Source organism: Actinoplanes sp. ATCC 53533, from assembly GCF_003947245.1.
Map to the genome: position 1 here is coordinate 1 of NZ_QHHV01000033.1, position 18,365 is coordinate 18,365.

Here is an 18,365-nt window from a genome sequence, read left to right on the forward strand (position 1 = left end):
CGACCAGCCAGCCGGCCCGGTCCCACGAGTCGAGCACGTTGAACTTGCCCAGCAGCGACAGGTCGGGCAGATCCACGATCTTGTCCGGCAACGCGGGCACGTTCAGCGACCAGCCGGCCGGGTTCGGCTTGCCGTCGACGAACGACGGGCCGACCTTGGCGATCGCCTCCACGATGACCGCCAGCACCGTGCTGACCAGGATGCCGATCAGGATCGCGCCCTTGACCTTGCGGACGAAGAGCACCAGCGTGATCAGCAGACCGACGCAGAAGACGAACACCGGCCAGGTCGTCAGCTTGCCGCCCAGACCCAGCTCAACCGGCACGGTCGTGCCCGCGGCGTCCGGGATGCGGCGCACGAAGCCCGCGTCGACCAGCCCGATGATCATCAGGAACAGGCCGATACCGACGCCGATCGCCGTCTTCAGCTGGGTGGGCACGGCCCGGAAGACCGCGGTACGCAGCCCGGTCAGCACCAGGATGCCGATGATCACACCCTCGATGAAGACCAGGCCCATCGCGTCGGCCCAGGTCATCTCGGGCGCGATCTCGTACGCTACGAGGGCGTTGACGCCGAGGCCGGCCGCCAGCGCCAGGGGGAAGCGCGCCACGACGCCCATCAGGATCGTCATCACGCCCGCCACCAGCGCCGTGCCCGCCGCCAGCGCCGCGACCGGCAGCCTGCCGCCGACCGCGTCCACGCCGGCCGCCAGGATCAGCGGGTTGAGCACCACGATGTAGGCCATCGTGAAGAAGGTGGCGAAACCACCGCGAACCTCCCGGCCGACGGACGAGCCGCGGGCCGAGATCTCAAAAAATCTGTCAAAGGCGTTCTTCGGGGTACGCCCGGACGAACCAGCGTCCGTCTCGGCGGCAGCAGTGGACATTCGCGCATCAAATCAGAACGCTGACCTCGGCAAAAGATCAGAACTGTTACAACCATCACGAGGGCACACGGACGATCACCACAGACGTAGTCTGATGGTCGTGGCCGACCTGTCCCCCGCTCCGCACGAACAGCCGCACGGCCTCGACATGGTGACGGGCACCAAGCCGCGACCCGAGCCGCTGGACCCGCCGATGGTGCCGTTCGCGCTCGCCGGCACGGCCGCCTTCGTCGTCGCCGGGGTGATCCTGCTGCTGGCCGGCGCGCCGGAGAGTTGGCTGTGGACCTGCCTGGCCGGCACGCTGTGCGGCATCCCGGGCCTGCTGACCATGCTGCGCCACGACGCCAACCGGCGCCGCCGGCGCGCCTTGTCGCACCCCGAGTTCACGGTGACCGAAACGGCGTAACGCCGAGCGGGGTGCGGGGTCGCCCGCCTGAGAGATCTTCGCTACCGTGCGCGGGCGCGAGCCGCTGGGTGTTTCTCCGCGGCCGCCTCCTGACTCTGGGACACGGGGAGAAAACTCGAAAATGTTGATGCGACATCTCACGCGAATCGGCTCGGCGGCACTGCTCGCCGCCGGCGCGGTGACCATCACCGCCACGCCGGCCCTGGCCGCCGAGGTCGACTTCGGCGTCGACCTGCGCAGCATCACCGGACTCGGGGTGACCGTCGTCGAGGCGACCATCACCAACCACGGCACCACGACGCCGGACAAGTTGACCCTGGCTCTCGACACTTCGACGATCGACGAGTCCCGGGTGACGATCATCGGGCCGGCCGGCTGCCCCGCGTCCGGTGCGGTCTTGGAATGCAAAGACCTGGGCAAGAACGACGGCCTCCCGAAGCCGGGCAAGTCGGCGAGCGTGAGAGCGGTGTTCTGGCGGCCGGCCGGCGCGGCCCCCGGCACGGTGGGCGAGCTGACCGCCACAGTGACCGTCGAGACCGACAGCGAAGCGGCGAACAACAGCAAGCGCATCCCGGTCGTGACTCCTACCGACCGAAGCCCCGCCCTGAACGTCTCCGCGGAGACTGTGAGTCAGTTGGAGGACCTGACCTCCTCCGGCGGCGTATCCACGACCGGGGATTACGCGGAGCAATACAACGGCAAGCCCATTCCGCCGGGAGGCAAGAGCCAGGCGTTCGGCGAAATCTACAACTACGGTGCCGTGACGACGACCAGCGTCCGCACCGTCGGCAAGCTGCCCGAGGGCGTCCGCTTCATCACCGACGGCCTCGCCAACTGCGAATTCTCGGCCGACAAGCGCAGTGCCACCTGTGTCTGGGACGACGCGCGCATGGGTCCGTTCATCTTCGATCCGGAGATCGACAAGAACGACTCGTCGTACCGGATCGCGATGCCGATCGTGGTGGACAAGGACGCGAAGGGTCCGGCCGATCTCACCGGCGGCGAGTGGACGGTCGCCGCGGTCACGACCGCGGAACCCAAGCTGGATGAGAGGGCCCGGGAGGCCGCCCAGTCCAATGCAGCGTCGCTGGCCCGGGGTCAAGAGTTCACGACTGACGAGAATGTCGCCTTCGCGGTGCGGGTCGGCGCCGCGGTGACCGGCGGCGGATCCGGGAACGGCGGGGGGACCGGGGGCGGCTCCGACGATCCGAGCCTGCCGATCACCGGACCGACGACCGCCACGGTGCTCGGCACGGGCGCTGCTCTAGTCGCGCTCGGCGTTTTCCTCGCGTACGCGAGCCGCCGCCGCAAGACCGTCTGACAAATCGGTCCAGGGCGCCGCCTCCGGGCGCGCCCTGGACCGATCCGTAACAGGTCTAGCTGTGGCCGTACGGCTCCGCGGGCTCACCGGCCTCGACCGAGCCGTGCGCACGGCTGACCGCGACCGCCTCGACCTCGCTGTCGTCGTAGACCGTCGGCAGTTCCTCGACCGGCTGCTCCGACGTGCCGAGCAATGCCTCCGAGTGCGCGCCGCAGCCGTGGTCGGCGCTGACGGCCTTGGCGTCGTCGGGAGCGTACAGATTGCCGCAGACACCGAACATGGAACGCATCGCACCGGCGAGCGGCAGGTAGAAACCGCAGGTGCCGCAGCGGGCGTTGCGCGGGGCGGCGGTGGAGATCGGCGCCTCCGGGCCGGCGTCGCCGTCGTACCAGCGCTGCGCGGTCTCCATGCGGCCCTCGAGGGACATCACCCGGGGCCGGCCGAGACCGAGCTCCCAGGAGGACTCCTCGACGGCGGCGTCGTCGCTGAGCACGTAACCCGGGGCCAGCCGGTCATCGTCCGGGGCGGTCGGCATGAGGTCACCGACGCCGAGGTCGCCGGCCTGGACCCGCTCGTTCCAGGGCAGCCAGGCGGGGGCCAGCATCGCGTCGGGGCCGGGCAGCAGCACGGTCTCGCAGACGGTGACGTGCCGGGAGCGCGGCACCCGGGTCACGGTCACGGCCCAGCGCCAGCCCTTGTAGCCGGCCAGGTGGCTCTCGAAGAAGTGGGTCACCACCCGGTCGCCCTCGGCGACCGCCTCGACGTGGTCACCGATGTCACTCGGGTCCACCTCGGTGATAGCGCCGCGCGCAACCCCGACAGCATCGGCACAGACCTGGTCGAGTCGGGCAGCACGCACTGAGGTCCTGGTCGTCACGCCTCCATTGTCCCCTACTCGTGGGCGGCCGACGCAGCGACTCCCCCAGATCTCCGCACCCGGGAGGGGACGGAAGGTGCCTCGATGCGACAGGATGGGGCGATGCCGCTGCTTCCCACTATCGGACGCACTGTCGGCACCAGCGTGAAGGCCCTCCGGATGCTGGTGCGGGGATCGGTGCGCGGCAGCGCCTGGGCCACCCGCCGGGTCGGTGACGCCCGGGCCCGCGGCGCTGCCAACGAGGTCGGCATGGTCCGCCTCTTCGACCTGCACGCGATCTCCTGCGCGGGCGACACCCTCATCGCGATCGGCCTGGCCGGCACGATCTTCTTCAACGTGCCGCTGGGCGAGGCCCGCAGCAAGGTCGCGCTCTACCTGCTCATCACGATGGTGCCGTTCGCCCTGCTGGCCCCGGTGGTGGGCCCGCTGCTGGACCACTTCCGGCACGGCCGCCGGTACGCCCTGGCGGTGACGATGCTGGGCCGGGCGTTCCTGGCGTACGTGATCGCGGACAACCTGCTGGGCTGGGGGCTGTACCCGGCGGCGTTCGGCGTGCTGGCGCTGTCCCGGGCATACGGGGTGGCCCGCTCGGCCGCGGTGCCCCGGCTGCTGCCCGAGGGCATCGGCCTGTCCCAGGTAGGCGCCCGCGCCAGCGTGTACGGCACCTTCGCCGGCGCGGTGGTCGCGCCGATCGGGCTGGCCGCGTTCTGGTTCGGTCCGCAGTGGCCGCTGCGGGTCGCCGCGGTGATCTTCCTGGTCGGCATGGTGATCTCGCTGCGCCTGCCGCCACGCGCCGACTCCGACCCGCCCGAGGCGGTCCCCCGGCCGCTCCGCACGGTGTTGCGGCTGCGCCGCGGCGAGGACCGCCCGCTCTCCGGCAAACTGGTGATCGCCACCCTGGTGGGCAGCGCGAGCTTCCGCTGCCTGTACGGCTTCCTGCTGCTCTACTTCGCCTTCGCGGTCAAGGCGGGCTCGCTCGGCACGACCCTCTTCGGCCGCGACATCGGCAGCCAGGGCGCGGTGGCGCTAGTCGGCGGCGCACTGGCGGTGGGGACCTTCCTGGCCACGGCGGTCGGCACCCGGCTGCGCATCCGCCGCCCGACCGCCCTGCAATCAAGCGGCCTGACCATCACGGCCGGGGTGGCGGTGCTGACCGCGATCTTCTTCACCCTGCCGATGGTGGCACTGCTGTCGCTGGTGGCCTCGATCTTCAGCGGCATCTCAAAGCTGACGGTCGACGCGAGCATCCAGGAACGGGTGCCGGAACGGCTCCGGGCAAGCGCGTTCGCGCACTCCGAAACGGTGCTGATGATCGCCTGGGTGGTCGGCGGCGCGGTCGGCATCATCCCGCTGAACGGCCGCCTGGGCGTCTCGATCATGGCGGCGTTCGCGGTGGCGGCGGCGGTCCGCGGCACGGTCGTGGCGGGCCGCCTGCACAAGGAACGCCTGCACGGCCGCCCGGACGTGGCGATGGAAGAGCCCTCGCCGTCCGAGCAGACCCCACCCACCGAGACGATCCCGACCTCACCGGCCCCGGCCGGAGCCGCCACGGCCCGCCCACCGCGGCCACCGCGGGCATCATCGATCCCCGCCGACCGCGCGGCCCCGGGACAAAAGCCCGGCACCCAGGCCCCAGGACAAACGCCCGGCACCCAGGCCGCAGGACAAACGTCAGGCGACCAAGAGTCAGCGGCAGACGACTCAGCCGGGGGCAACCAATCCGCCGCGCCCAAGCGCCGCCTCTTCTCGCGCTCCGGCTCCCGCAAGCCGGCGACGGCGCCGCCGAGCACAAGCCCCGGCTCGGGTCGAAAAGCAACCGCACCGGCGACGCCCTCCCAAGCCGGACAACCGGATCCGACCAGGACTGACCCCACCAGGACCTCGCCGGCCAGCCGGCCGCCGACTACCGACCGGACGCCGACCGCCAACCGGGCAGGAGCGACCGGCAAGACAAGGGCGGCGGCCGGCAACACCAGCGCGGGCGCACCCAAGGACAACCTCGCGCCCCCCGGCTTCCACATCTACCGCCCAACCTCGGCCTCGAACGGCGGCAACAGCAACAGCAACGACTCCCACGACGAGACCAACCAGTGAGGCGCGACAACCCCCTGCAGCAAGACCACCCCTCGCCGCAAGTCCACCCCGCGTCACCAGCCCAACCCGCGATACCAGCCCAACCCACGTCACCAGACCAACCCGCAATGCCAGCCCAACCCACGCCACCAGACCAACCCACATCACCAGACCAACCCGCGCCACCAGACCAACCCACGCCACCAGACCAACCCACGCCACCAGACCAACCCGCGCCACCAGACCAACCCGCAATGCCAGACCAACCCGCGCCACTGGACCGGACCAAGCCGCCCGGACGCCTGCTCATCGTCACCGCAGTCGAGGCCGAGGCCGTAGCCGTCCGCGCCGGCGTCCAAGCCTCCGGTGTCGACCCCGGCACGGTCGTCGTCGCTCCCGTCGGCGTAGGCCCGGCCGCCGCGGCCGCCGGCACCGCCCGCCTCCTGGCCCTGGCCGAGGCCGCCCGGGCCCCGTACCGCGCGGTCATCAGCGCCGGCATCGCCGGTGGCTTCCCGGGCCGGGCCGCGGTAGGCACGACCGTCATCGGTGCCCGGACGATCGCCGCCGACCTGGGCGCCGAGTCTCCCGACGGCTTCCTTCCGGTGGATCAGCTCGGCTTCGGCAGCAACCTGCTCGACGCCGACCCGACCCTGCTCAAGAGCCTGACCACCGCCCTCCCCGCCGCCGTCGTCGGCGACATCCTCACCCTGGCCACCGTCACCGGCACGGCCCGGACCGCAGCCACCCTCCAGGCCCGCCACCCGCAGGCCGCAGCCGAGGCCATGGAGGGGTATGGCGTGGCCTGCGCCGCGCAGACCGCCGGCGTCCCCTTCGCCGAGTTGCGCACCGTCTCCAACCCGGTCGGCCCGCGCGACCGGGCCGCCTGGCGCCTCCGTGAAGCATTCTCCGCGCTCACCGACGCCGCCGCGGCAGCCTGTGGATAACCCTGTGGACAGTGGGTGGGGCGCGGCTGTGTGGGCGAAACTACGTGTGGCAATGCAGACACCGCTCGTTGCGGGTGTCGGCGGGCCGACCTCGTTACCGTGAGGGCGTGGCGCTTTCACTGGCGGTTTCGCCCTGCCCCAACGACACGTTCGTCTTTCACGCTCTGGTGCACGGTCTGATCCCCGGTGCCGAGCCGGTGGAGTTGACCTTCGCCGACGTGGACGTCACGAACATCGCGGCCGAGCGCGGCGCGTTCGACCTGGTCAAGGTCAGCTTCGCGGCGCTGCCGTGGCTGCTCGACGATTACGAGTTGCTGCCCTGCGGCGGTGCGCTCGGCCGGGGCTGCGGCCCGCTGGTGCTGACCCGCGGCGACGGCCGGTTCGCCGACGGCGATCTGACCGGCGCGACGGTGGCGGTGCCCGGCGACCGCACCACGGCATACCTGTTGTTCCGCCTCTGGTCGGAAAAGCATCCGCCGGCCCGCATCGAGGTCGTCCCGTTCCACCAGATCATGCCCGGGGTGGCCGAGGGCCGGTTCGACGCCGGCCTGGTGATCCACGAGGCCCGCTTCACCTACCCCCGCTACGGGCTGACCGCGCTGGCCGACCTCGGCGAGTGGTGGGAGGGCGACACCGGGCTGCCCATCCCGCTGGGGGCGATCCTGGCGCGCAAGGGCGCCGTCGACCCGGCCGAGGCCGCGGAATGGATCCGCAAGTCGGTCAGCATGGCCTGGGCCAACCCCGACGCGAGCCGCGAGTTCGTGCTGGCCAACGCGCAGGAGATGGAGCCGGAGGTGGTGCGCCGGCACATCGGGCTCTACGTCAACGAGTTCACTCTCGACCTGGGTCCGGAGGGGTTCGCCGCCGCCGACGCCCTGCTCGGGCGCGCGACGGCGGCGGGACTCACCCCGGCGGTCAAACCGCTGGGCTAGCGGGTGTCTAGACCGCCAGTTCGCTGGCGACCGCGTGGACGAGCTGCGCGACCTTCTCGGCCGTGCGCTTGTCCGGATATTTGCCGCGGCGGAGATCCGGCTGGATCTTCGCCTCCAGCACCTTGATCATGTCCTCGACCATGCCGTGCAGTTCCTCGGCGGGCCGGCGACGCAGCTGGGCTATCGTGGGCGGCGCGTCCAGCACCTTGACGCCCATCGCCTGGGCGCCCTTACGGCTGTCCACCACGCCGAATTCCAACCGCTGACCGGCCTTCAGGTCCGCGGTCCCGGTGGGCAGCGCGCCCTTGGGCAGGAAAACGTCCCCGCCCTCGTCACTGGTGACGAACCCGAAACCCTTTGCCGCGTCGTACCACTTCACTCGACCCGTGGGCACCGCTGACCTCAACTTCACTCATTGGACTCGATTGCTCACCGCAAGGTTATCCAGCGCCCGAGCCGGGCCCAACCGTTATCTTTCGCAGCAGCGCCGGGAAGCCGGTCAAGTCGGACAGCACGTACGCCGCACCGGCCTCCTGGAGCTCGTCCTCACCACAAGGGCCGGTGGCGACACCGATGCCGGAGACCCCGACGGTGCGCGCGGCGACCATGTCGGCGACGTGGTCGCCCACGTACCACTCGACTCCGTGCTCGGTCAGCGCCGCCGCCTTGCCCTCGGCGAACAGGTCACCGGCGAGTTCGTCGGCGGTCATGCCGAGATGCGCCAGGTGCAGGGCGGCGAGCCGGCCCAGCTTGGACGTGACGATCACCACTCGCAGGCCCTGCGCGCGAACGGCCGCCAGCGCCTCGACGGCTCCGGGAGCCGGGACCGTCGGGGCGATCGCATAGTCCGGATACAGCGCCCGGTAGGTGGTGACCGCTTCCTCGACCTGATCGGGCGGGAACCACTCGGCCAGCTCGGTGCGCAGCGGCGGACCCAGCCGGGTGACGGCGAGGTCGGCGTCGACCCACACCCCGGTCTTCGCCGTCAGCGCGCGGTAGGCCTCGCGGATGCCCGGCCGGGAGTCGATCAGGGTCATGTCCAGGTCGAACCCGACAGCCCCCGTCATGATTGAGGCGACCCCGTCACAGCTTGGTGATGGCCTTGTAGGTCAGGCGCTCGACCGGCAGCGGGAAGCTCTGGTCGTCGCCGAACGGCGACGGCGCGGCCGGCCGGTCGGAGATCAGCTCGGACACGGCGAGGTGGCCGTCCTTGATCGGAGACTGCTGACCAGCCGCCTTCCGCGAGCCCGAACCCGACGTGCCCGGCACCTTGTTGTCAGCCCCCACAGGTCACTCCCCTTGAATCTCGCTCGGTCCGGCCACGCCCCGGACCCGGCACCATCGTCCCATGGCGGCTAGCGTTGAGAACGATGGCCACCGCATTCGCCGACCAGCTCCGGTCGCTCACCGATGACGCCCTGGGGGCGCTGATCCAGCTGCGCCCGGATCTCGTCGTGCCCGTACCTTCCGATGTCTCCGCGTTGGCCGTCCGCGCCCAGTCCCGGGGCTCGGTGACCCGCTGCCTCGATGCGCTGGACGAGTTCACCCTCGCCGTGCTGGACGCGGCGCGGCTCAGCCGGGCCGAGGAGACCGCGCTGACCTCGGTCGCCGCGATCGTCGAGCTGGCCGCCGCCACCGCCGGCCCGGCCGACGTACGGGTGGCGATCGACCGCCTGCGCGCCCGGTTCCTGCTGGTCGGCCCGGAGGACGCGCTGCAGATCGTCGGCGCCGTCGACGAGGTCACCTCGCCGTATCCGGCCGGTCTGGGCCGCCCCGCGGACTATCTGGACCCGCAGACGGCGGCCCTGTGCGCGGACCGGGCCAGGCTGCGCCGGGCCGTGCTGGCCGCGCCGCCGGGCGCCCGGGCCGTGCTCGACCGGCTCGCGGCCGGCCCGCCGGTCGGCGCGCTCAGCTCGGGCGGCAGGATCGCCGAGCCGGTGCAGTGGCTGATCGACCAGCACATCCTCGTGCCGGTCTCCGAGGCCGGCCGGGCCCCGCGCCCCGACGGCGAGCTGGTCGAGTTGCCCCGCGAGGTGGGGCTGCTGCTGCGCCGCGACTCCGGGCCGCTGGGCCTGCTGCGCCCGCTGCCGCCGGCTCCCGAGGGCCCGGTCCGCGAGCCGAAGTCCGTGGACTCGGCCGGCGCCGGGCAGGTCATGGAGGCGGTCCGGTACGTCGAGACGCTGCTGGAGGCGTTGTCGGCCGAGCCAGCCGCCGTGCTGAAGACCGGCGGGCTGGGCGTCCGCGACCTGAAGCGGCTGGCCCGCGCCGCAAACCTGGACGAGCCCGCGGCCGCGCTGCTGATCGAGGTGGCGTACGCGGCCGGCCTGATCGGCGAGGCGGACGCCGCCGGCACCGGCCGGGGCGTCACGAACAGCCGGGCGGCCGGCCTGGTCGACGAGATCTTCCTGCCGACCGGCGGGTACGACCTGTGGCGGGCGCTGAGCATCGCGCAGCGCTGGGAGGCGCTGGCCAACTCGTGGCTGGCGATGACCCGGCAGCCCGGCCTGGTCGGCCAGCGGGACGAGCGGGACCGGCCGATCAACCCGCTGGCACCGGACGCCGAGCGGGCGGGCGCACCGCAGGCCCGCCGGGAGGTGCTGGCCGCCCTGGCCGCCCTCCCGCCCGGCGCCGCGCCCAAGGCCACCGAGGTGCTCGAGCTGCTGGCCTGGCAGGCGCCCCGCCGGGCCCGTGGCCGGGAGGCGGCCCACCGCGACGTGCTGGCCGGGGCCGCCACGCTGGGCGTGACCGGGCTGGGCGCGCTGACCTCGTACGGGCGACAGCTGTGGACCGAGGCGCCGGCCGCCGACACCGACCCGCTGGGGGCCGGCCCGGGTGGCGGCCGGGTGCCGGGCGCCTCGGAGGCCGTCCGTGCCCTCGACGCGCTGCTGCCCGCGCCCGTCGATCACGTGCTGGTCCAGGCCGACCTGTCGGTGGTCGTGCCGGGCCCGCCCGAGCCCGAACTGGCGGCGGAGCTGGACGTCGTCGCCGAGCCGGAGTCCGCCGGCGGCGCGAGCGTGCACCGGGTCACCACGGCCAGCGTGCGCCGCGCCCTGGACGTCGGCTACAGCGCCGCCGACCTGCACGGGCTCTTCCAGCGCCGGTCGCGCACCCCGGTGCCGCAGGCGCTGACCTACATGATCGACGACGCCGCTCGCAAGCACGGCGGCCTGCGGGCCGGCTCGGCGGGCTCCTACCTGCGCAGCGACGACGAGGCGCTGATCGCCGAGGTGCTGGTCGACAAGCGGCTGGGCACGCTGGCGTTCCGCCGGCTGGCCCCCACGGTGCTGTGCAGCCCGCTGCAGCTCGCCCGGCTGCTGGGTGCGCTGCGGGACGCCGGTTTCGCCCCGGTCGCCGAGGACGCCGCCGGGTCGGCCGTGCTGGCCCGGCCAAAGGTGCGCCGCGCGGTGACGCGTACCCCGGTCTCCTCCCGGCTGGGCGACCAGGCCGGACCGCCGATCCTGGCCGGACCGCGCCTGGCCGGCGTGGTCGAGCAGATCCGGCGCGGGGATGTCGCGACCCGGGCGGCCCGCCGCGCGCCGGTCACGGTCCGGGCCGCGAACGGCCAGCAGGTGCCGGGGCTGACCTCGGTGCAGGCGCACACCCAGGCGATGGCTGTCCTGCAGCAGGCGGTGCGGGACAAGGCCCAGGTCTGGGTCGGTTACGTGGACTCGCACGGCGCGACCCTGTCGCGGCTGGTGCGGCCGGTGTCGCTGAGCGCCGGCTACCTGCGCGCGGAGGACGAGCGGACGGAGACGCTGCACACATTCGCGCTGCACCGGATCACGGCCGCCGTGGTGGAGGAGTGACGGCCGGGACCGCGCGCCCCCGTTACCCTGCTCGCGCGCGACCCGCCCGCCGTCCGCTGGTGCTGCTTGGTTAAACGTGCTGCTTGGTTAAACGCCGAACTTGAGCGAAGCGTTGCACATGGGATCAACCTTCTTCAGTGCGTTGCCCGACCGCGGCGAAAACCCATGCGAGTTCGTCGCCCAAGTGGCCGTGTCACACTGGAGGGTCTTCTCTCGCTCGTCGAAGGGCACCTGGTGACCGGCGGACCATTGATCGTCCAGTCCGACAAGACTCTGCTGCTGGAAGTCGACCACCCGGACGCGAAGGCGTGCCGGATGGCGATCGCCCCGTTCGCGGAGCTGGAGCGCTCCCCCGAGCACATGCACACCTACCGGCTGACGCCGCTGGGCCTGTGGAACGCGCGCGCCGCCGGGCACGACGCGGAGGGCGTGGTCGACTCGTTGATCAAGTTCTCCCGCTACCCGGTGCCGCACGCGCTGCTGGTCGACGTCACCGAGACCATGGACCGGTACGGTCGGCTCCAGCTGATCAACGACCCGTCGCACGGGCTGGTCCTGCGCGGCCTCGACCGGATCGTGCTGATCGAGGTCGCCAAGAGCAAAAAGCTGGCCGGCATGCTCGGCGCCCGTCTCGACGACGAGACGATCGCGGTGCACGCCTCGGAGCGCGGCCGGCTCAAGCAGGCGCTGCTCAAGCTGGGCTGGCCGGCCGAGGACCTGGCCGGATACGTGGACGGCGAGGCCCACGAGATCAACCTGGCCGAGGACGGCTGGCACCTGCGGTCATACCAGCAGGAAGCGGTGGACGGCTTCTGGGCCGGCGGCTCCGGCGTGGTCGTGCTGCCCTGCGGCGCCGGTAAGACGCTGGTCGGCGCGGCCGCGATGGCCACCGCGAAGGCGACCACGCTGATCCTGGTGACCAACACGGTCGCCGGCCGGCAGTGGAAGCGTGAGCTGGTCGCCCGCACGTCGCTGACCGAGGACGAGATCGGCGAATATTCCGGCGAGCGCAAGGAGATCCGCCCGGTAACGATCGCCACCTACCAGGTGCTCACCTCGCGGCGCGGCGGCGCGTTCACCCACCTCGACCTGTTCGGCGCCCGCGACTGGGGCCTGGTCATCTACGACGAGGTGCACCTGCTGCCGGCGCCGATCTTCCGCTTCACCGCCGACCTGCAGGCCCGCCGCCGGCTGGGACTGACCGCGACCCTGGTGCGCGAGGACGGCCGCGAGGGCGACGTGTTCTCGCTGATCGGCCCGAAGCGGTACGACGCGCCCTGGAAGGACATCGAGGCGCAGGGCTGGATCGCCCCGGCCGAGTGCACCGAGGTCCGGGTCACGCTCACCGACGCCGAGCGGATGACGTACGCGGTGACCGAGGCCGAGGAGCGCTACCGGGTGGCGGCGACCGCCCGCACCAAGCTGCCGGTGGTCCGCGCCCTGGTCGAGAAGCACCCCAACGAGCAGGTGCTGGTGATCGGCGGTTACATCGACCAGCTGCACCAGCTCGGTGAATATCTGGACGCCCCGATCGTGCAGGGCTCGACCACGAACAAGGAGCGCGAGCGGCTGTTCGACGAGTTCCGCTCGGGCTCGCTGAAGACCCTGGTGATCTCGAAGGTCGGCAACTTCAGCATCGACCTGCCCGAGGCCGCCGTGGCGATCCAGGTGTCGGGGACGTTCGGTTCCCGGCAGGAGGAGGCCCAGCGGCTGGGCCGGGTGCTACGCCCGAAGGCCGACGGCCGCCAGGCGCACTTCTACACGGTGGTGTCCCGCGACACGATCGACACGGAATATGCCGCGCACCGGCAGCGCTTCCTGGCCGAGCAGGGCTACGCCTACACGATCGTCGACGCGGACGACGTGCTCGGCCCGCCGCTGCCGCAGGTCGACTGACCCGTCCGAGGCCATCCGAAGCGCCGACGGCGGGGTGTGATCACTCGGCCGTCGGCTGCGGCTCGGGCGCGACCGGATCGGGCCGCTCGGGGGCGGCCGGCACGGCTCGCTCAAACTCGGCCCGATCCTGCTCGCCCACCGTCGCCACGGGAGCCTCGTCGACGGTCGCGCCCGAGGTCAGCATGAAGGCTCCGGCCAGGCAGCCGAGCAGCACGAAGACCACGGCGGCGATCGCCACCCCGACCACCACGCGCAGCCCGGTGCCGTTTTCCTCCTTGGCTGCGGGCGGGGGCGCGAACGGGGGCCCGACGACCGGCGGCGGCCCGTCGAACGGACGGTATCCGGCGTAGGACGACTGGCCGAAGCCCGCCGCGGGCGGGAACGGGCCGGCGGCGTACGCGGGCGGCGGCGAGTCCGGCGGCGGCGGGATGGGCGGCAGGGGCCGCACCGCCGCCCGGGTCGCCCCGGCATAGGCGAGCACTTGCCGGCGGGTGTCGCCGATCCCGGCCTCCTCGTATGCCGCGGCCGCCACGATCTCCGGGCTGCCGAGCCGCTCCAGCAGCTCCAGCACGTCGCTTTCCGAGGCCACGGCCCGTTCGACGCGCTCGTTGGTGATGTGCGCCTCGATCTCCGCGAGCAACTCGCGGCGCTGCAGCACCGGCAGGCCGGAGAGCCGCAGCTCCAGCTCGTGCAGATACTCCGCGACGGCGTCTTCGGTCTTGTTGCTGCTCATGCCCCACCGGTCCCTACGAGACGGTCGACGGTCTGTCGAAAGGAAACCCACTCCGAGCGGAAATGCTCCAGCGCCGACCGCCCGGTGTCGGTGAGCGCGTAGTAGCGCCGCGGCGGCCCGGACGGCGACTCGCTCCACTTGCTGTCCAGCCAACCCACCCGGCGCAACCGGGACAGCAGCGGGTAGATCGTGCCCTCGGAGGCGGCGAGGTTTCGCTCCTCGCCGAAGCGCCGGACGATCTCCGTGCCGTAGCGGTCCTCGTGCTCGACCATGGCGAGCACGCAGAATTCAAGCGTCCCCCGCCGGAGGCTGGTGGAGAGCTGCGCGACATCGGCCATGCGGCACAGGGTACCTTGCCATGCAAGGTAGCTCAATGACGAACCGGTACGGGTGGCCCCGGCTCCAGCAAATCGGCCAGCAGATCGCCGTGCAGCTCCACCCGGGCCAGCACCTCGGTCGCGCCGAACTGCCGGACCGGCACCGAGCCCAGCGCCATCTCCCCCACCTCGTCCCAGGTCAGCGGGGTCGAGGCGGTCGGCCGCTCCATGGCCCGCAGCGAGTACGGCGCCACCGTCGTCTTCGCCGCGCTGTTCTGGCTCCAGTCGATGAAGACCTTGCCGGGCCGCACCGCCCTCGCCATCTTGGCCGTGATCGACCCCGGCACCCGCGCCGACAGCTCCTCGGCGACCTGCCTGGCGTACTCCGCGACGATCTCGGCGTCCTGCGTCCCGGCGATCGGCACGCACAGCTGCATGCCCTTCTTCCCGGAGGTCTTGGGATGGGCGGTCAGGCCGTCCTCGGCGAGGCGGTCGCGCATCAGCACCGCGACGCCGCAGCACTCCTTGAGCCCGGCGGGCGCACCCGGGTCGAGGTCCACCACCAGCAGGTCGGGGTCCGCACCGATCCGCCACTGCGGCGTGTGCAGCTCCAGCGAGGCGAGATTCGCCACCCAGACCAGGGTGGCCAGCTCGTCCACGACCACGAAGTCGATGGTCTCGCGGGCCATCGTCGAGCCGGGCACCGGCAGCGTCGCCAGCCGCACCCACGGGGGCGTCCCGCCCGGCGCGTTCTTCTCGAAGAAGTGCACGCCGGCGACACCGTTGGGGTAGCGGATCCGGGTCAGCGCGCGCCCGCGCAGGTGCGGCAGCAGCACCGGCGCGACCCGGGTGTAGTAGTCGACGACCTCGCCCTTGGTGAAACCGGCCGCCGGATACATCAGCTTGTCAAGGTTGGACAGCTCGAGGTCGCGCCCCTCGATCCGCACAGCGAAGCGCTCACCCATCGTCGTCCTCCTCGGCACACTCATCCGGAGACTTATCCGGGCGCAGGCGCAGGAAACGCGGGAACCGCAGCCGGCCGTCCGGGGTCCGGTTGCCGTACCGCACCTCGGCGACCAACTCGGGGCGCACCCAGTGCGCGCCCCGGGCGTCCTCCCGGGGCACCGCGTCGGCCACGAAGGGCGACTCCGGGGTCGCCAGCGGCGCGAGCGCCGACAGCAGCTCCCGTTCGGCCCTCGCGCCGATGCCGCCGCCGACCCGGCCCCGGAACAGCAGCCGCCCGTCCGGCCCCGGCACGCCCACCAGCAGGCCGCCGAGCTTGCGCACCCCGGGCCGCCAGCCGCCCACGACGTAGTCGCCGGTCCGATCGAACTTGATCTTGATCCAGTCCGGCGACCGGGTGCCCGGCAGATACGGGGTGTCCAGCCGCTTGGCCATGACGCCCTCGAGGTGGTTCTCCCGGGCCGCGGCCTCGGTGGCGGGCCCGTCGGTGAACGCCGGTGGCACCATCCAGTGCCCCGCCGGAAGGTCCAGGCTCTCCAGGAGGGCCCGCCGGTCCGCGTACGGGAGGTGGAGCAGCGGCTCGCCGCCGTACCGGAGCAGGTCGAAGATCATGTAGGTGACCGGCAGGGTCACCGCCAGCCGGGCCGCCCGGCCCGGGTCCCGGACGTGCATCCGCTCGGCCAGCGCGGTGAACGACGGCCGCCCGGCCGCGTCCAGCACGACCATCTCACCGTCCAGCAGCGAATCCGGCGGCAGCGACAGCCCGGCCACCTCGGGATACGCGAGCGTCACCACGGCACCGGAGCGCGCCCACAGCTGCGGCGGGCCGCCGGCGAAGGAGGACAGCACCCGGACGCCGTCCCACTTGAACTCGTAGCTCCAGCCCGGCCCGCGCGGCATCGGGCCCGCGGTCGCGAGCATGGGCGAAAGCGGTGCACCGGGCACCCGATCACCATAGGCAGAGCGAACACCTTACGCAGGCGTCTCACTAATGCGATCCTTTGATCGAGGGCTGCTCACGGGTGGGTAGGAGTCGATATGCGAGCGATCTGGAAGGGCGCGGTCTCGTTCGGCCTGGTGTCGATCGCCGTCAAGCTCTTCTCGGCGACCGAGGAGAAGGACATCCGCTTCCATCAGGTGCACCGCACCGACGGCGGCCGGATCAAATACAAGCGCACCTGCTCGATCGACGGCGAGGAGGTGACCTACGACGACATCGCCAAGGGCTACGACCTCGGCGGCGGCGAGATGGTCATCCTGACCGACGAGGACTTCGCCGAGCTCCCGCTGACCACCTCGCGGGCGATCGACGTGCTGCAGTTCGTGCCGGCCGAGCAGATCGACCCGCTGCTGTTCGCCAAGGCCTACTACCTCGAGCCCGAGGGCCAGGCCGCCAAGCCCTACGTCCTGCTCCGCGACGCGCTGACCGAGTCCGACCGGGTCGCGATCGTCAAGGTCGCCCTGCGCCAGCGCGAGCAGCTGGCCACCCTCCGGGTGCACGACGACGTACTGGTGCTCAACACGATGCTCTGGCCGGACGAGGTCCGCACCCCCGACTTCGGCTTCCTCGACGAGGAGATCGAGACCCGCCCGGCCGAGCTCGCCATGGCCAGCTCCCTGATCGACTCGATGGCCGGCAGCTTCAAGGCCGACGAGTTCACCGACAACTACCGGGCCGCGCTGCAGGAGGTCATCGACGCCAAGGTCGAGGGCCGCGAGATCGTCGCGCCCGAGGAGGCCGAGGAGGCGCCCGCGGCCGCGGTCGACCTCATGGCCGCGCTCAAGGCAAGCGTCGAACGCGCCAAAAAGGCCCGGGGCGAGGCCCCGGAGGAGCGGGCCCGCGATATCTCCGCGACCCCGATCGGCGCGGCCAAGTCGGCCGCCAAGAAAACCCCATCCGGTACGGCTACCAAGTCGACAACCGCAAAGAAGTCGGCAGCGGCCAAGAAGGCGACTCCCGCCGCGAAGGCGACTGCCGCGCCGGCCAAGTCCACAGCGGCGAAGAAGGCCCCCGCGAAGAAGGTCACGCCCGCCACCAAGGCAGCGAAGAAGTCCGCCTGACTAGGCTGGCCCCGTGGCATTGACGTGGGCTGAGTCTTATCTGGGTCGGGTCCGTACGAGCGTCGGCGACGCCGACACGATCTTGTTTGTGGGTGCCCGGGGCGTGATCCTCGACGAGCAGCACAGGATCCTGCTGATCCAGCGCTCAGACAACCACCGCTGGGCCATCCCGGCGGGCGCGATGGAGCTGGGCGAGAGCATCGAGGAGTGCGCGATCCGCGAGGTCTGGGAGGAGACCGGCCTGCGCGCGACGTCGCTGACCCCGTTCGCCTTCCACACGTCGTACACATACACCAACGAGTGGGGCCACACCTACCAGCAGATCCTCATGTCGTTCCGGATCCACACCTGGGAGGGCGAGCTGCTGAGGGTCACGGACGAGTCGGTGGACGCCGGTTTCTTCCCGCTGGACGCGCTGCCCGGGCCGAAGTCGTTGATCCTCGACGAGGTGCTGGCCGACCTGGCCACCTTCGAAGCCACCGGCCGGATGGTCCTGAAGTAGCGTCTCCCCGCCGGGTCAGCCCGGCGGCCGACCGGCGAGGCCGTGGCGCATGGACCTTCGGCTGTGCGCCACGAGAGCCTGCTGCGCCCGTCAGTAAGTGCGGTTCCCGGCTTCGGCGCGGGCGAACGCGGGGGTCCGCCGGCGGTTGACCAGTTCGCCGCCGTACCAGGCGCCGAAGACGGCGCCGGCCAGGGCGAGCAGTTCGACCGCGACCAGGCCGCCGCCGGCGACCCGGTCGGCGGTGCGCATGCGCAGCATCAGGATCACCGCGAAGACCAGCAGGACGCCCATGTTCACCAGGCCCTGCAGCACGCCGGACCGCTTCGCGGGGGTGCCGTTGCGGACGAACATCAGGTCGACGGCCGAGGCCGCCGCGGCCAGCACACCGCCCACGAGGCCGGCGAGGACGTTCCAGTAAGCGAGCACGCCGAGGATGTCGGGACCGCCGAAGACGTTGCCGAGGTCGAAGAGAACGGCCATCGCGAACAGGCCGAGCGGAAACATCACCAGGACCGGTTGTACGGCCTGATCGGCGATCCGGAGTCTGCTGTCCATGCCGGCTGTACCCTCCCTCTACCTGCTCGTTCAGCAACGTCGACAGTTCGGCTACCCGGTGACCGGGCCGGTGAAACGCACCGTGTCGACGGT

At 71.8% G+C, this 18,365-nt stretch carries 19 protein-coding genes; 9 read left to right on the top strand and 10 right to left on the bottom strand.

Annotated elements, in window-relative coordinates:
* The coding region (locus tag DMB66_RS13065; protein ID WP_148112733.1) for an NCS2 family permease at positions 1–886 on the bottom strand (886 nt) is incomplete at its 3' end.
* A 148-nt stretch (positions 887–1,034) separates the two neighbouring features.
* Here DMB66_RS13065 and DMB66_RS13070 point away from each other — a divergent pair.
* Both DMB66_RS13070 and DMB66_RS13075 read left to right on the top strand, forming a co-directional pair.
* Positions 1,035–1,292, top strand: a complete 258-nt coding sequence (locus DMB66_RS13070; protein ID WP_125804407.1) for a DUF2530 domain-containing protein — start codon at positions 1,035–1,037, stop codon at positions 1,290–1,292.
* Between the two features lie 127 nt (positions 1,293–1,419).
* Positions 1,420–2,613 carry a hypothetical protein gene (locus tag DMB66_RS13075; protein ID WP_125804336.1) on the top strand — a complete coding sequence of 398 codons (1,194 nt, stop codon included), beginning with the start codon at positions 1,420–1,422 and terminating at the stop codon, positions 2,611–2,613.
* Positions 2,614–2,668: 55 nt separating this feature from the next.
* Here the strand turns inward: DMB66_RS13075 and DMB66_RS13080 are convergent, their stop codons facing one another.
* On the bottom strand, positions 2,669–3,490 hold the full coding sequence (locus DMB66_RS13080) for a DUF3027 domain-containing protein (protein WP_199752289.1): 822 nt from the start codon (positions 3,488–3,490) through the stop codon (positions 2,669–2,671).
* A 102-nt stretch (positions 3,491–3,592) separates the two neighbouring features.
* Between DMB66_RS13080 and DMB66_RS13085 the strand changes: the two genes are divergently transcribed.
* From DMB66_RS13085 to DMB66_RS13095, 3 genes are all read left to right on the top strand, one after another.
* On the top strand, positions 3,593–5,584 hold the full coding sequence (locus DMB66_RS13085; RefSeq protein ID WP_125804337.1) for an MFS transporter: 1,992 nt from the start codon (positions 3,593–3,595) through the stop codon (positions 5,582–5,584).
* 233 nt (positions 5,585–5,817) lie between these two features.
* A complete protein-coding gene (locus tag DMB66_RS13090) occupies positions 5,818–6,507 on the top strand; it encodes a futalosine hydrolase (RefSeq protein ID WP_125804338.1) in 690 nt (229 codons plus the stop codon).
* Between the two features lie 107 nt (positions 6,508–6,614).
* Positions 6,615–7,439 (top strand): 1,4-dihydroxy-6-naphthoate synthase, encoded by an 825-nt coding sequence (locus DMB66_RS13095; RefSeq protein ID WP_125804339.1) that lies wholly within the window; start codon positions 6,615–6,617, stop codon positions 7,437–7,439.
* A gap of 7 nt (positions 7,440–7,446) precedes the next feature.
* On the opposite strand, the gene DMB66_RS13100 is transcribed toward DMB66_RS13095, so the two are convergent.
* The 3 genes from DMB66_RS13100 to DMB66_RS13110 are packed head-to-tail and all read right to left on the bottom strand — an operon-like array spanning position 7,447 to position 8,726.
* A complete protein-coding gene (locus tag DMB66_RS13100; protein ID WP_125804340.1) occupies positions 7,447–7,833 on the bottom strand; it encodes a cold-shock protein in 387 nt (128 codons plus the stop codon).
* 46 nt (positions 7,834–7,879) lie between these two features.
* Complete coding sequence (locus DMB66_RS13105) at positions 7,880–8,506, bottom strand: HAD family hydrolase (RefSeq protein WP_125804341.1); 627 nt, start codon at positions 8,504–8,506, stop codon at positions 7,880–7,882.
* 16 nt (positions 8,507–8,522) lie between these two features.
* Complete coding sequence (locus tag DMB66_RS13110; protein ID WP_125804342.1) at positions 8,523–8,726, bottom strand: hypothetical protein; 204 nt, start codon at positions 8,724–8,726, stop codon at positions 8,523–8,525.
* Positions 8,727–8,809: 83 nt separating this feature from the next.
* On the opposite strand from DMB66_RS13110, the gene DMB66_RS13115 reads away from it, so the two are divergent.
* Entirely contained in the window at positions 8,810–11,245 is a 2,436-nt protein-coding gene (locus tag DMB66_RS13115) for a helicase-associated domain-containing protein (RefSeq protein WP_125804343.1), read from the top strand.
* Positions 11,246–11,479: 234 nt separating this feature from the next.
* Complete coding sequence (locus DMB66_RS13120) at positions 11,480–13,141, top strand: DNA repair helicase XPB (RefSeq protein ID WP_125804344.1); 1,662 nt, start codon at positions 11,480–11,482, stop codon at positions 13,139–13,141.
* A 40-nt stretch (positions 13,142–13,181) separates the two neighbouring features.
* On the opposite strand, the gene DMB66_RS13125 is transcribed toward DMB66_RS13120, so the two are convergent.
* Genes DMB66_RS13125 through DMB66_RS13140 form a run of 4 tightly spaced genes read right to left on the bottom strand, consistent with a single transcriptional unit; the run spans position 13,182 to position 16,099 of the window.
* Positions 13,182–13,874: a hypothetical protein gene (locus DMB66_RS13125; RefSeq protein ID WP_125804345.1), complete on the bottom strand. Its 693-nt coding sequence runs from the start codon at positions 13,872–13,874 to the stop codon at positions 13,182–13,184.
* Positions 13,871–14,212, bottom strand: coding sequence for a PadR family transcriptional regulator (locus DMB66_RS13130; protein ID WP_125804346.1), 342 nt, complete (start codon positions 14,210–14,212; stop codon positions 13,871–13,873). The genes DMB66_RS13125 and DMB66_RS13130 overlap by 4 nt, the downstream gene beginning before the upstream one ends.
* Before the next feature lie 32 nt (positions 14,213–14,244).
* Positions 14,245–15,156, bottom strand: coding sequence for a non-homologous end-joining DNA ligase (gene ligD, locus DMB66_RS13135; protein ID WP_125804347.1), 912 nt, complete (start codon positions 15,154–15,156; stop codon positions 14,245–14,247).
* A complete protein-coding gene (locus DMB66_RS13140) occupies positions 15,149–16,099 on the bottom strand; it encodes a DNA ligase (protein ID WP_125804348.1) in 951 nt (316 codons plus the stop codon). Before DMB66_RS13140 ends, ligD begins: the two co-directional genes overlap by 8 nt.
* Before the next feature lie 93 nt (positions 16,100–16,192).
* Between DMB66_RS13140 and DMB66_RS13145 the strand changes: the two genes are divergently transcribed.
* On the top strand, positions 16,193–17,215 hold the full coding sequence (locus tag DMB66_RS13145; protein WP_125804349.1) for a Ku protein: 1,023 nt from the start codon (positions 16,193–16,195) through the stop codon (positions 17,213–17,215).
* 13 nt (positions 17,216–17,228) lie between these two features.
* Positions 17,229–17,717, top strand: a complete 489-nt coding sequence (locus DMB66_RS13150; RefSeq protein WP_125804350.1) for an NUDIX domain-containing protein — start codon at positions 17,229–17,231, stop codon at positions 17,715–17,717.
* A 90-nt stretch (positions 17,718–17,807) separates the two neighbouring features.
* On the opposite strand, the gene DMB66_RS13155 is transcribed toward DMB66_RS13150, so the two are convergent.
* Entirely contained in the window at positions 17,808–18,272 is a 465-nt protein-coding gene (locus DMB66_RS13155) for a DUF2231 domain-containing protein (RefSeq protein WP_125804351.1), read from the bottom strand.
* Between the last annotated feature and the right edge of the window lie 93 nt (positions 18,273–18,365).